The organism is Bacteroides caccae, assembly GCF_002222615.2.
Taxonomy (GTDB): Bacteria; Bacteroidota; Bacteroidia; order Bacteroidales; family Bacteroidaceae; genus Bacteroides; species Bacteroides caccae.
Window position 1 is genome coordinate 1,307,303 of sequence record NZ_CP022412.2, and the last position, 15,030, is coordinate 1,322,332.

7 protein-coding genes are annotated in these 15,030 nt (G+C 48.0%); 2 read left to right on the top strand and 5 right to left on the bottom strand.

Translation table 11 applies throughout. From position 1 onward, the window contains the following. Nucleotides 1-93: 93 nt before the first annotated feature. Nucleotides 94-2,205, bottom strand: coding sequence for a BT4734/BF3469 family protein (locus tag CGC64_RS05065; RefSeq protein ID WP_005679327.1), 2,112 nt, complete (start codon nucleotides 2,203-2,205; stop codon nucleotides 94-96). Between the two features lie 973 nt (nucleotides 2,206-3,178). Here CGC64_RS05065 and CGC64_RS05075 point away from each other — a divergent pair. Together CGC64_RS05075 and CGC64_RS05080 are read left to right on the top strand one after the other, a co-directional pair. Beyond that, nucleotides 3,179-3,643 carry a hypothetical protein gene (locus CGC64_RS05075; RefSeq protein WP_032855509.1) on the top strand — a complete coding sequence of 155 codons (465 nt, stop codon included), beginning with the start codon at nucleotides 3,179-3,181 and terminating at the stop codon, nucleotides 3,641-3,643. A gap of 152 nt (nucleotides 3,644-3,795) precedes the next feature. Further along, nucleotides 3,796-6,348, top strand: a complete 2,553-nt coding sequence (locus tag CGC64_RS05080) for an outer membrane beta-barrel family protein (protein WP_005679330.1) — start codon at nucleotides 3,796-3,798, stop codon at nucleotides 6,346-6,348. A gap of 25 nt (nucleotides 6,349-6,373) precedes the next feature. Here CGC64_RS05080 and CGC64_RS05085 read toward each other — a convergent pair whose 3' ends face one another. The 4 genes from CGC64_RS05085 to CGC64_RS05100 all read right to left on the bottom strand — a co-directional run bounded on the left by CGC64_RS05085 (nucleotide 6,374) and on the right by CGC64_RS05100 (nucleotide 14,906). Continuing rightward, complete coding sequence (locus CGC64_RS05085) at nucleotides 6,374-7,726, bottom strand: glucoamylase family protein (protein ID WP_032838382.1); 1,353 nt, start codon at nucleotides 7,724-7,726, stop codon at nucleotides 6,374-6,376. Between the two features lie 162 nt (nucleotides 7,727-7,888). After that, nucleotides 7,889-10,198: a beta-glucosidase BglX gene (bglX, locus tag CGC64_RS05090; protein WP_005679332.1), complete on the bottom strand. Its 2,310-nt coding sequence runs from the start codon at nucleotides 10,196-10,198 to the stop codon at nucleotides 7,889-7,891. 21 nt (nucleotides 10,199-10,219) lie between these two features. Next, nucleotides 10,220-11,749, bottom strand: coding sequence for a RagB/SusD family nutrient uptake outer membrane protein (locus tag CGC64_RS05095; protein WP_005679333.1), 1,530 nt, complete (start codon nucleotides 11,747-11,749; stop codon nucleotides 10,220-10,222). A gap of 91 nt (nucleotides 11,750-11,840) precedes the next feature. Then, nucleotides 11,841-14,906 (bottom strand): SusC/RagA family TonB-linked outer membrane protein, encoded by a 3,066-nt coding sequence (locus CGC64_RS05100; protein WP_005679334.1) that lies wholly within the window; start codon nucleotides 14,904-14,906, stop codon nucleotides 11,841-11,843. Between the last annotated feature and the right edge of the window lie 124 nt (nucleotides 14,907-15,030).

The window sequence follows — 15,030 nt, forward strand, 5'->3', positions numbered from 1 at the left end:
AACCCTTTACAGATCGTACTTACAGAACGGTGATAGGTTGTCGTTAACCTATCACCGTATCCTTCACCTGTCACCGTACCGATAATTGTATATTTATGCTCTTTTCGGCTTGATTCGGACAACTTTATAGACATTGCCGCGCTTGGCGTGTATGGAAGGCACTTGATTCCTCTGCAATATTCTTCCAAACTGGATAATGTTGCAATTGGAAATGCGGATTCTACTATCATGTTGCACCTGTTCCAGTATCTCGATGGCGAGAAGTAACTCGTATTCTTCCTCATCTTCCCGGGCAGCTCGGAAATATTGGTGGAATAATTGCTCTGCAATGGGGATCACTTGAAACTCCTGATTGCTTTCGGTCATAACCTTTTCATCTTCGGCATTGAACCAATAACGTTCTCCTTTGTAAATATCGTGTATGGCTTGCGCGTAAAGTTGTTCATAGTCGATAGGAGAACAATCGATCGGACCGGTTACGGCGATGACGATATAACGTCGGCTGCCGGAAGTGTCGGTCAGTAAATCCTTGTGATTGCTCGTGCCGATGAATGAGGCATAGCGGCGCAACTCCTGTGTCGCTACACCGTGAGGACGGCGGGTGTTGACTACCGGTTTTTGAATGATATGTTTCAGGAAAGCCTGTTGACTCTCCCTGTTTTGGTCGAACTCGTCCATGTTGATGAGTGCGAAACGGTTGAGAGATAGTTCGGCATCCCTTTTGTTGCTGAAGTCAATGCGGTCGGTGTAGTAGGGTTGCAATTCGGTCGGTAGCAGATTCCGGCAGAAAGTGGATTTCCGGTAAGCTTGCGGACCGACTAACAACGGTACCGTGCAATTTGCGTAGTTGCGGTCAGTGTGGCGCCAATGAGCCACCATATTCAGGAACCAGCGATAAAACAGATCAGGCCAGTGGATATTGTTGCAAGGAACACGGGAAGCAAGCTCGCGGATGCGGTCGCGACCGTCCCAACGGATATCCACGCCGAAAAGGAAATCTTCGATAGGGTTGAAAACCGGAATACGGTCGGAGTCCAGATAACGGGCAACATCCCTGTCCCAAAGGTTGAGTCCTTCGAGTCGTGCGTTCATGGCGATGCTGTTGCGCGTGCGGTTGGTGACCGGACGGAAGCAAAAACAGAACGTGTTTCGTTCGCGATATTCGGTGACGGTTGTCATCGTGTTGTAACGAAACTCGTATCGGCGTTGCATAAATTCTTCTGTCCGGAGTTCCAGTTCCTGTTCGGCTGATAAGGGGGACTTTTTTCCGAAACCTTTGGCGTTCAGGTATACATTTTGTACGGTTTGGCGGATCAGGAATTCCTTCTTTTGGGTGTAGAAGTGTGCAATGGCCCAACGGGCGGTTTCCTCTTCCGGTATGCCTGACTGAAAGCAGTTTTCCGCAAGTTGCACTAAGAGAGGCTTGAGGTCATCGTCCGAATGGAGATGCACGTTGGGATGAAGTTCGCTTAATGAATGGTAAGCCTTATTCAGGGCGACCTCGAAGAGGGCGGATAAGGTGTCGAAACTGTCGTATCCCGGAATCAGCCGTTTGAATGGGGAGTTTTCCGCTTGCACGGTTTCTTTGTAGGTGGTGTCCGACGGCATTTCTAATGGTTGGCGCATATAAATGACGGTAGAGTCGGGATTGTAATAAAGTTCCGGATCGTAGGTTTGCCGGCAGAATTGATCCAATGTCGGTTTTTTAAGTTCGATGGCATAGGAGAGTGCCGGTTGACACAGGCCGACGGCTTTTCTGTAAGCGTGAGCTTGGAATATTTCCGCTTCTTCCCGGCTTTTGGGTAGTGATTTGTCCGGGCGTGTGAAACGCAGCCATATTTTTACGGAGTGTCCGCTGGAACCCATGAAGGCTGCGAGGGTTTGGGTGAGTTCTGCTGCTTCCTGTTTCACACGGTTTACTTCCGTCCTGTTTGCCAGGTGGTTTACTTCTATTTGCACGATGCCGTTGTATGCGGTCATTTGTGTCCCGTTGGTTGTTTTGCGGAAGTTGGCGGCAGGGATGACTTTCGTCAGTTTTTGCGCTTCTTCTAGTTTGCAGTCCGGTGATGCGTGACGTATGCTTGTCCGTAGATTACTGATCGGGCGGGCTTTCGTTTCATGCTTCATCGCTTCTATTTGTAGGGTAATATCTAGCGTTCGCATGGTTAATGTCCCGCTGTTGTCCCGCATCAAAGTAAGTTTCATGTCAAGTGTGTTTATTATTTATTCCTTTTTTATTAAAGGCTGATAAAGGTAGGCTTTATAATCCGGTCGGGCAAACTCTTTCGTATTTATTTATCACTAAAACTTGGTTAAGTTTTATATGCCTTTTTGCTGCCTGTTCCATACGGGGAAACGATCGGTTTCATCGGTGAGAAACTCTAGTTTCTGCACCTTGAAACTCTGGTTTCAATAGCTTGAAACTTTAGTTCCGGCAGCTTGAAACTAAAGTTTCTTCGCCTTGAAACAAATTGTAACAAGGCATGAAACGGAAGTTACCTCTGAGTGGTACTCTTGTTTACAAGAGGCATTTATCAAATTGGGCGGTGATAGGTGATAGGTAAGGTGATAGGTTACTGACAACCTATCACCGTTCTGTAAGTACGATCTGTAAAGGGTTTCAGAAGGGTGGTGATAGGTTGAAAGAGAATTTGCATTTTTCCCTTTGTAGAGAGTAGTTGGAATATACGGAATTTCTTGTATTTATTTCCATATTTCTACTGTATTTCAAAATAAACATATATCTTTGTCATACGCTTTCTGCTCATCGGCGTGATGAAACGGTGGAAAGCGGTTATTATTTTAAATGGAATATGACGTATTATCTCTCTTACCCGAAATCTAGCAGTTTCTATTCACGGAGAGATGATACAACAGATATTCCACGTGAACGGCTTGTATCAACATATCCGTTAGGAGATGTGTTATATATAAACGATTGGCGTGGATGTCTGTTGTTATCATTGTCTCGTGAAAAGGTTCGCTAGGCCTAGGGTAAAGATAATGGTACAACAGCATTCACGTCTTTTTTGTATCCGGGCGGTTATACATTACCCCAGAAAAGTCTAACCTAACCACTCCTTACTCGTCCGAAATGCAAAAAACGTGGATGCGTGTTGTCCCACATAAACAAAATAACATTTACTTTTTATTGTGGAACACATTAAAAAAGAGCATTATGCCGAAATGGATTAGCATAGAAAAAGCAGCGTTTAAGTATGGGATTAACGAAGAGGTGATCTGGCTTTGGATAGAAATGAATAGATTTCCGGTAGCGTACACTAAGGAACCGCCTGCAGTTGACGAAGAAGGTATGGACGATTTTTTGCGTCGAGGTAAGGATCGGGTTATGGCGGAATATATTGATACATTAGAAGAACTGTGTATGCAAAAAACAAAGATTTGTCTTTTGTATGCCGAAATTATAGGTGCTCAGGATAAGGAACTGCTGTTGCAGAGGGAAAAAATCGCTCGAATGAATGAGATACAGATAGCCATGAGAAGACAAGGCGAACGGATGCAGGACTGTGCGAAGGTGCTTATGAAATACGAAAAGCCTTTTCATATCAGTTGGGTAGATAGATTATGGAACAATTTGAAGCAGTTGTTGTCAGGCGTGAAGCATTGGACGGGGCTGAAATAAATAGAGCGTATAATATTTTTTATCTATTCTTTTTACTTTCTTAACTCCGAATGTTTCGTAACTGTTGGGAAACCACCTACTTTTATCCCCCAAATTTGCAACATTCCGAAATGTTGCACGTCTAATAAAATAAGAACTAAATCATTCTAGTTATGAAACACAGACTGTTGCTACTATTACTATTCGTGTTCACTGCATCTGTGGCGGGGTGGGCGCAAAAATCCGTGGCTCCTTCTTATACAATCAAAGGTGTGCTTCTGGATTCTTTGACGCAGGAAGGGGAACCGTATGCTACAATCAGAATTACAAAGAAAAATGCTCCGGAGAAAGCGCTGAAAATGGCGGTGACCGGTGCGAACGGTAAATTTCAGGAGAAGCTGAATGTGCCGGCAGGAGATTATGTAATCAGTATTTCTTCGATAGGTAAAGCGCCTGTGGTGAAGGAATTTACGTTGAAATCGTCAACTAAGGTGGTTGATTTGGGGACAATGCTCTCGGCGGAAGCCAACAATGAGCTGAAAGGGGTGGAAGTCGTGGCACAAAAGCCTCTGGTAAAGGTAGATGTCGATAAGATAGAGTATAATATTGAGGATGACCCCGATTCCAAGTCCAACAGTATATTGGAAATGTTGCGTAAAGTTCCTTTGGTGACGGTGGACGGGGAAGATAATATACAGGTGAACGGAAGCAGCAGTTTCAAGGTACACGTGAACGGGAAACCCAATAACATGATGAGCAATAACCCGAAGGAAGTGTTGAAAAGTATGCCTGCCAATTCGATTAAATATATTGAGGTTATCACTTCACCGGGAGCTAAATATGATGCGGAAGGAGTGGGCGGTATCCTGAATATCGTGACAGTAGGCAGCGGATTTGAAGGATATACGGCTACTTTCCGTGGAAGCGCGAACAATAACGGGGCAGGTACCGGTGCTTATGCAATGGTGAAACAGGGGAAACTAACTCTTTCCGCCAATTATAACTTTAATTATAATAACAGCCCGCGCGGCTATTCGGACAGTTATCGTGAGAACTTTGAGTCGGATACGGAGAAATATCTTGAGTCCGGCAGCAGTTCCAAGTCAAAGGGGAATTTCCAGTACGGGAATCTTGAGGCGAGTTACGAGATTGATACGTTACGGTTGCTGACGGTGGCTTTCGGGATGTATGGCAGCAGTAATAAGAGTAACAGCGACGGTAGTACCGTGATGTACGGAGCAAATTACGAGGATGTTGCTTATAGCTACCGGACGGACAATCATGGAAAAAGTTCGTGGTTCTCCATAAATGGAAACGTTGATTATCAGCGTACTTCCAAGAAGAACAAGCAACGGATGATTACGCTTTCTTATAAGGTGAACACACAACCTCAGACGAGTGATTCTTATAGCACTTATCTCGATATTCTTCCGGATGAAAGAAAAGATGAACTGATAGAAAATCTGAAGTTGTACAATTACCATTCGGACGGTAAGACGAATACTATGGAACAGACCTTTCAGGTGGATTATACGACACCGATCGGCAAATTGCATACGATTGAAACCGGCGTGAAGTATATCTTCCGGCGGAACTCCAGTGATAATAAGTTTTACGAGGCAGCAGGAGGCAGCAATGATTATGCATACAACGAGGACCGCAGCAGCGATTACCGTCATTTGAACCATATCCTGTCCGCCTATGCCGGATATACGTTGAGATATAAGGACTTTACTTTCAAACCGGGACTCCGCTACGAACAGACCATACAACGGGTGAAATATATTGTCGGTCCGGGAGAGAATTTCCATACCAATTTCAGTGACTTGGTGCCTTCCGTCTCTTTGGGGATGAAGATCGGCAAAACGCAGAACATACGTGCCGGTTATAATATGCGTATCTGGCGTCCGGGTATCTGGAACCTGAACCCTTATTTTGACGATCAGAACCCGATGTTTATCAGTCAGGGTAATCCGGATTTGAAGAGTGAGAAAAGTCATGCGTTCGATGTGGCTTACAGCAGTTTCAGTGCTAAGTTTAACGTGAATGTCTCATTGCGTCACTCCTTTAATAATAATGGAATCGAGAGAATCAGCCGTTTGATTACTGCCGAGGACGGGGAAGACTTTGGCGGCGGTCATATAGCACCGCACGGGGCTTTATACAGCACCTATGATAATATAGGCAAGAACCGGAATACCGGCCTTTCCCTTTATCTGAACTGGAATGCTTCTCCGAAAACACGTATTTATGTGAACGGACGCGGAAGTTATACAGATATGAAAAGTGAGGCGCAGGGATTGCACAACTATGGATGGAACGGCTCTTTCTACGGGGGTATCCAGCACACGCTTCCTTTGAAGTTGCGGTTGAGCCTGAATGGTGGTGGAAGTACGCCGTATATCAGTCTGCAAGGAAAGGGGTCCGGTTATCAATATTATGGTCTTAGCCTGAACCGCTCGTTCCTGAAAGAGGACCGTTTGTCTGTGAACTTATATTGTAATAACATCTTTGAAAAATACAGGAGCTACAACAACCATACGGAAGGAGCCAACTTCGTGTCAAAGAGCAGTAGCAAATGGCCGAGCCGTAGCTTTGGAGTCAGTGTCAGCTACCGGATCGGAGAACTGAAAGCCAGCGTGAAGAAAGCTGCCCGAAGCATTAGTAATGATGATGTGAAAGGCGGCGGAGGCGGAGGAAACGCCGGTGGCGGAGGTGGTCAGTAAGACCACTTCCACCGACCGTGATTCCTTATTGTTGTCTCACATCCTGTTTGTTGGTATTAAAACCGAGTTTCGTCAATCCGGCTTGTACATCGGGGTGGCTCATAAAGAGTTTCCATAACAGGCCTGTCCGGTAATTCTCGATCATGACGGCGATAGGTCCTTGGTCGATAGCCAGATAGCGTTGCGGATACCAGTTGTCCGTTTCGCTGAAAGCGTCGTAGAATCCGAAAGGACCGAATACTTTGTCTCCCATATTATATAGGTGGCGCATCACTTGCAGAGAATATTCCGGGGTGTAGACGATAGACGAAAGTGCGGCGGTGGGGGAGATGACCCCTTTGTCGTCCTGCTCGTTCGGCGAGTGGGCGGCGTATCCGTCGACGGAGTAACTGGCGGTCAGCCCCCAGCAGTCCGGCCCGAAACCTTTATAGTGTTTGGGGTTGCGGATACAGTAGGCGCGGTTGACTAGCGTCAGGTTACGCATTTCGTGGAAGTAGCTGGGACAGTATTCGTCTTTCAGTCCGACGGGGTCGAGGCCGAGGAAAGAATATTGTGCCCAGAAAAGCGGTCCGGCTTCCGTGCCCTGGTAGCGGAGATGCAATTCTATACCTTCCACCTTGTGCGGGGAAACAATCGCTCCGTTCTGTGCCCAACCGTCATGATAGACAGCGGCAGGTACTCCGTGCGTCGGTGAAGCGGCGGCAAGGATATACATAATCATGCATTCGTTGTAGCCATGTATGGGGAAATCCATTTCCCAGCCGTAAGTAGGACTCCAATGCCAATAAAGAACGTTTTGTCCGCCTTTGCGGTACCAGTCCCAGTCTACCTCCCGCCAGAGGCGGTCGATACGTTGGGCTATGGCCTTTTCTTTGTCATTACCGTTTGCGTAGTATTGGTGCACGGCTAGAAGACCCTGCATCAGGAAGGCGGTTTCTACGAGGTCGCCGCCGTTGTCTTTCTGACCGAACGGCTTCACTTTTCCGGTATCACCATACCACCAGTGCGGGTAAGCTCCGTGAAAACGGTCGGCCTTTTCGAGGAAGGAGACGATACGTTCCATACGTGCCAATCCTTCTTCGCGGGTGACGTAGCCGCGGTCTATACCGGCAAGGATAGCCATGATGCCGAAGCCGCTGCCGCCGGAGGTGACCACGTTGGCGTCATTCTGCGGATATACGCCGTCTACGTGATAACGTTCGGGGGCAAGACCGCTGTTGGGTTCTGCACCTTCCCAGAAATAAAGGAAAGTCCTTCGCTGAACGGTATCCATTAAGGCGTCATCCGATAGTGAGTCGGTGGCGGCGGTGAGGTTGCTGCTGCTTTTTCCCTTACAACTTTGGAAGGTCAGGGTAAGGGTGGATAGAAACAGTAGCATGAGAGGGAGTAGGCTTCCTGTTGTGATTCTTCTATGATGTTTATTTTTCATAACTGATACTATTAAGTTTGGTTTGTAAAAGGGGCAAGAGGCGGTTGTATCTTCATTCTCCTCCTTCCCGAAGGAGGAGAATTGAGTTACTACCGACTTTTCACGGTTACTTTAGTTCAAAGTGAATCTTGCTGTTTTCACATCCCGGCTGTTGGTGCCGATCATCACTTCGAAATCTCCCGGCTCCGCTACCAGTTGCAGGTCATAATTGTAATATCGCAACATTTCCGGAGCAATCTTGAAACGGACAATCTTCATTTCACCCGGTTCGAGAAATATCTTCTGAAAACCTTTCAGCTCTTTCACCGGACGGGTACTGCTGCCGACGACGTCGCGGATATAAAGCTGTACTACCTCCGAACCGGGCCATGTGCCCGTGTTGGTGACTGTCACTACTGCGGTCAGCGAGCCGTTCATGTCCATGCTGGAATGGCTCAAGTCGATATCGCTGTAAGAGAAAGTGGTATAAGAAAGTCCGTAACCGAACGGATAGAGTGGCTCGTTATCCACATCGAGATAGTTGCTGCGGAACTTCTCGAACCATTTACCCTGTCCCAACGGGCGTCCGGTGTTCTTATGCGCATAATAAAGAGGGATCTGTCCGACGTTCTTCGGGAAAGTCATCGTCAGTTTGCCGCCCGGGTTGACATAACCGAAGAGGGCGTCGCCGATAGCGTAGGCCGCTTCGCTACCTCCGAACCATACATTCAGAATAGCGGGCACGTGTTCCTGTTCCCAGTTTAGCGTAAGCGGACGACCAGTGAATAACACCAGTACTACCGGCTTTCCGGTTTTCAGTAATTCTTTTAACAGGTTTTGTTGTACGTCGGGGAGGTCCAGGTTAGTGCGGCTGCTGCTTTCCCCGCTCATTTCTGACGATTCGCCCAAGGCTGCGATGATGATGTCCGAGCGGCGGGCTACATTCAAGGCTTCGTCCAGCAATTGCTGGTCGGTCCGGTTGTCGCGGTTCAGTGAACGGCCGAACATGGTGGCGCGTTCTTCGTAGGCGGCGTCACTAATCAGGTTGCTGCCTTTGGCATACATGATATTCGCTTTTCCGGCAGTCATCTCTTTCAAGCCTTCCACCAGTGATGGGCAACGGTCGAGCACGGCGGCTACGCTCCATGTTCCGGGCATATTGGCACGGCTGTTGGCTAGCGGGCCTATCACGGCGATGTTGCCTTTAGGATTAAAAGGCAGCAGAGGGTTGCCGTTCGGATTTCCGTCGGGGCTGTCGTTTTTGAGCAGGACGAAACTTTCTGCCGCAATTCTGCGGGCAGCGTCGCGGTGTGCCTTCGTAAAGATGTCACGTGCCGGACGTTTCGGGTCGCAATATTTATACGGGTTGTCGAACAACCCCAGTTTGTATTTCGCTACCAGGATGCGGCGGCAGGCGGTGTTCAATGTTTCCATAGAAACCTTGCCTTCCTGAATGGATTTTTTCAGAGTACCAACAAAACCTTCGCTGACCATATCCATATCCACTCCGGCGTTGATGGCACGTGCCGTTACCGTCTGGAGGTTGCCGATACCGTGGTCTATCATTTCGGAAATACCGGTATAGTCGGTGACTACAAATCCGTTGAATCCCCACTGACCGCGCAGGATGTCCGTCATTAACCATTTGTTGGCAGTGGCCGGAATGCCGTCCACCTCGTTGAATGATGCCATGACACTGCCTACGCCTGCTTCAACGGCGGCTTCGTAAGGCAGCATATAGTCGTTGAACATCCGTTGGCGGCTCATGTCCACCGTATTGTAGTCACGTCCGGCTTCACTTGCTCCGTACAGGGCGAAGTGCTTTACGCAAGCCATGATTTCGTCATTGCGTTTCATATCTTTGCCCTGATAGCCGCGCACCATGGCTTCGGCAATCATAGCTCCCAGAAACGGATCTTCACCGTTACCTTCGGATACACGTCCCCAACGCGGGTCGCGCGAAATATCCACCATTGGGCTGAACGTCCATGAGATACCGTCGGCGCTGGCTTCTACGGCTGCAATGCGGGCGGATTCTTCGATAGCCGCCATATCCCATGTACAGGAGAGTCCGAGAGGGATAGGGAACATCGTTTCGTATCCATGGATCACGTCCATGCCGAACAACAACGGAATGCCGAGGCGTGACTCTTCCACAGCCTGTTTCTGTACCTCACGTATTTTCTCCACCCCTTTCAGGTTGAACAGTCCTCCCACTTCGCCTTTCTTGATTTTGCCGGCGATGTCGCTGCTCTTGGCTTGTCCGGTAGTAATCTCTCCCGTGACGGGAAGGTTCAACTGACCGATCTTTTCTTCGGTGGTCATTTTTTTCATCAATGCGTCGATGAAACGATCCATGTCTTGTGGCGACTTCTGAGCGGATGCGGTCAGGAGTCCTGTCGCAAAGAACAGGATTAATAAACTTAGTTTCTTGTATATCATATTATTATATTTTATTTTGTTTTATTGGTAATCGGGATTTTGCACCAGTACCCCTTTGGACTTGTCTATTTCAGTCTGAGGCAATGGAAGTAAAGCGTTCTTGTCCTGATAATTTTTGCCGGCAGCTTGCAATACTTCTTTTGCAATGCCCCAGCGGACGAGGTCGTAGAAACGGTCGAACTCAAGTCCCAGTTCCACACGGCGTTCGTGGCGGATAGCTTCACGCAGTTCTCCCTGGTCGGTAGTGGTCACTTTGGGAAGAATGTTGGTGTTGGTGCCTCTGGCACGTGCACGTACTTGTTCCAGGTAGTCGATTGCCTCACCGGAGATACCCTTCTCGTTGGCGGATTCGGCTCCCATGAGCAAGACATCTGCATAACGGATCAGGCGGATGTTCACCCAATATCCTTTATTGGTATATTCTTTACGCAGGGCAGGGTCGGTATAGGCTTTCTTGTTGAAGTAAGCACCTATTGCCGGAGAGACGGGAGATTCGCCGTAAGGCTCGTTGGTATTTTCCGGAGTAATCGGTTCGCTGTCCGATCTGCGGAAGTAAAGCAGGGTGGCGTTCTTGCGCGGGTCGCCCGGTTCGTAGGCTTGCGCCATAAGTTCGGTTGCCATGTGCCAGCCCCAGCCCAAGTCCCATTGGTCCGCTCCGCGCACACCTTGCACTTCGCAGAATTGGCTGCCGATAATATCGCTTTGAGGAAGGGCGGCAGTAGCGGTACATTGCAGTTCGAAGATAGAACCGCCGCTATTTTCGCCATCATCGGTGAAGATTTCATTATACGGAGTTCTTAGGTTGTAGAGCCCTTTCTTGATGACGTCGGTGGAGGCAGTGTACATATTGTTCCAGTCGTTACGCATCATATATGTACGTGCGTGCAAAGAACGGGCGGCTCCCCATGTCAGTCGTCCCAGGTACTCGGTACTCCATGTTTCCGGCAGTGACTCCTCGGCGGTTTTCAGGTCGGCATCAATCTGCTCGTAGATTTTATCGACGGTGGTTTTCGGAATGTTGGCTTCCGAAGCGTCGTTGATCTTGTAAGTCACCAGAGGGACTTCGCCGAATGCCCTTACCAGGTTGAAGTAGCAATAGGCACGGAAGAAAGAGGCTTCACCTTTGTTGATGATGTCTTCGGCTTCGGTCTGTCCGGCAGTTTCTTTCTCGGCAATGGCGTCGAGGATGTCGTTACACTGATAGATAACGGCGTAGTTCTTTCCCCAATAAGCACCTAGCAGACCATTGGAGGCCGTGTATTTGAAGTCGTCATACATCTCGGCTACATCCGACCCGTCACTGGCAATACTTCCCTTTTCTTCGTCTTCGGAACGGAGACAGTGGATAGCGAGGGCGGTAGTGCCTGCGGTGATATCGTAGCTACGCATCATCGTGTAGACATTGTAGATTTTACCGTTGACCAGCGCATTGGGATTATCGTCTTCTGTAAACTGTCCTTGCGGACTGCGGTCCAGAAAGTCACTGCAACTGCCCAAAGTGAGTGCGGCCGCAGCAATAAAGGTTGAAAATATATATTTATCTAGTTTCATACAATTATAGTTTTAAAGATTAAAGTTGCTGAAGTTTCGCAAGGGGCCTGCATGCTTTCTCCTCTTTCGCCCCTACGCTATTATCTTGCCATTAGAATGTCAGGTTAATACCGAACGTATAGACTGCCGGTACGGGATAGCTTCCGTTGTCTACGCCGAATGCGGTGGCGGTTCCTCCCAATTCCGGAGTATATCCGGTGTTATGCTTCCATGTTTTCAAGTTTTGTATGTTGACATACACTTTCAGGGCTTGCAGGCGGATTTTGGCAAGCAGGCTCTTGTCGAATGCATAGGCAAGTTGTACGTTACGGATACGGAAGAAGTTGCCGCTTTCGATGTAATAATCCGAATTCAGGTAGTTGATAGAGTGCTTGGAGTTCAGCAACGGTTGGGTATTGGAAGTACCTTCCCCGTGCCAACGGTCCAGCCGTTGTTCGAGGTAGTTGAACTGGGCGAAGTTGTAGTTATCCCACGTACGGAATATCTTGTTACCGCCTTGTCCCATCATGTCGATCCCCAACGACCAGTTCTTGTAGTTCACTCCGAGGGAGAAACCGTAAGTTACTTTCGGGGTAGGATTACCTATCATGGTACGGTCTTCCGGAGTAATTTCTCCGTTTCCGTCGACATCTGCGAATTTCAAGTCACCGGGGGTGACGGTGGCAAGCGTGTTCTTGGGCGATGCGTCTATGTCGGCTTGCGACTGATAAACGCCTTCTACCTTATAACCGTAGAAGTAACCGATCGGATAGCCTGCCATTGTATAACTTTGCTGCTTGTCTCCGGCGATGATAGAGTATCCTTCCTGAACCAGACTCTTCACTTCATTCTTGATGGTGGTTAGGTTGGCACTGACAGAATATCCCCATTCGCCGATCTGGTCGCGCCAGGTCACAGCCATTTCTACTCCTTTATTCTGAATCTGTCCCAAGTTACCTATCCCCGGAATTGTTCCGGAAATACCGGGAACTTCGGCCAGCAGGTCTTTGGTGTTTTTCTTGTAATAAACACCTTCAAAATGCAGTCGGTTGCGGAGAAGATTCGTTTCAAATCCGGCTTCCCAAGCTTCTACTTTTTCCCAACGGAGATTTGGATTGGGCAGATAGGCAAGCTGATAGCCCGGATAGATGATAGACGGTTTGCCGAATACGGCGGAATAAGCGTTGCTCAGTAACGGCTCGGCAGGGTAGGCTTTATCTAGGTTCTGATTACCCAGCGTACCGTAAGAAGCCTTGATTTTCAACATATCGAGCCATTTGATATCTTTCATGAATTCTTCTTCGGACATCAGCCAGCCGCCTCCCAGAGAGAAGAAGTTCTGCCATTCGTTGCCCGTATAAGAGAAAGCGGAAGAACCGTCGCGACGGAACGAACCGTTGAACAGGTATTTGCCTTTATAGTTGTAGATAACACGTGCAAGCATGGACAGTGTGCTGCGTTCCCACTGCGTGCTTCCATTGGTGGCAGTGGCTGCATCACCGATACTCACGAACCATTTGTCCGGATCGTTGGGAATCACCAGACCTACACCTTGTTTGCGTGCTCCGTCCAAGCGGCTCAGGGAATTGTAATAAGTCGTGAAACCTGCAGTAGCAGTCAGGTTATGGTTGCCATTGTCGAAGCTGTTCGTATATGTCAACACATAGTCACTCTGTACTTTCGTTTCATTTTCCTTGAACTGGCTGACCTCGGTTTTGCCTGTTCCCAAGGTGGCTATATTCCCGCTGACAGTGGGGTCGTACACTTTGACGATAGGCTGGTATGTCCGTCCGTTATTGGAAGCATAGTCCATAGAGAACATCGCTTTGAAGTTGAAATGTTTCAGGAAGTCCACTTCACCGTAGATATTACCGGACGCCCGGTAGTTCTCGGCTTTGGTGGTGTTTGCTCTCAGACTGACGTCTACCATTGGATTGTTGATCTGTGCTTTCTGAAATTCCGGCAGTGCACTGTATAGTCCGTATTCATCATTATATACCGGAGCGATCGGGGTGGCACGGAGGGCATTCAGTACTTGTTTGGAGTCGGCGGGAAGCATACGTGCCCCGTTGAACTGGAAGCCGACTTTCAGATAATCCGTAATCTTGTAATCGTTACTTGCATTAATCGTCACTTTGCTGAATTTCTCATGTTCGATGTTGCCCTGTTCATACGAGTAACCTACGCCCAGATAGAAACTATGTTTGGGCGAAGCTCCCGTAATGCTTATATTATTGTTGGTGATAAAAGCTGTCTGGAAGATTTCATCCTGCCAGTCGGTATTTGCATTCCAGCCGGTGAAGTCGAACGGGGCGTCTTCCTGATTGGCGAGCTGCTCGCTGTATAACTCACGGAATTGCGATCCGTTTACCAGCTTCACCTTATCTACTACTTTCTTGAAGCCGAAGGAGGTGTTTATATTTACCAGTGTTTGTCCTTCTTTGGCTTTTTTGGTGGTGATGATAATCACACCGTTAGCACCACGGACACCGAAGATCGCCAGTGAAGACGGGTCTTTCAGAATCTCCATGGATTCGATATCCTCCGGGTTGAGGAAGTTGATGTTATCGTTGAATAGTCCGTCAACGATATACAAAGGTTTATATCCGTTGATAGAGTTTGTACCGCGAATACGAATTTCCGGGTCGGAGCCGGCACGTCCGGAGTTTACGATTTGCACGCCGGCCACTTTTCCCTGTAAGGAAGAAAGCGGGTTCATGGCAGGTTTGTTGGCAAGTTCTTCTCCTTTGATGTTGGTGATAGAACCTGTCAAGTCCCTTTTCTTAGCACTACCATATCCGATAACTACCGTTTCGGCTAGCACTTGCGAATCTTCTTTCAGGGTGACGTTGATAACGGTCTGCGCACCGACCTTGACGCTCTGCGAGGTCATTCCCACATAGGAAAATGCCAGTACGTCGTCCGGGGTGACAGAGATTGAATACTTACCGTCCATGTCTGTAATGGTTCCGGTGGAAGTTCCTTGTACGAGCACCGATGCGCCTATTAGTGGTTCATTAGCAGCGTCTGTTACCGTACCCGTCACCGTCTTTGTTTGTGCAAAGGCAGATGCAGAGGTAAGCAATAAGCAAGTGAGTGCCACTATGCTCTTAAACCAAGTGGTTTTCTTCTGAAGATGTTGTAAAAGTCTAGTCCTCATTGCATTAAATTTTTCCATTTGTTACTATTTAGGTTGAAGTCTTTTTCTGCCGCTATTTGGCGAAAGTAACAAAGTGAACAAACGAAAGGCAAAAAAGATTTTGGAAAATACAGGAATGTCCGATTTTAACACAAAAGGAACC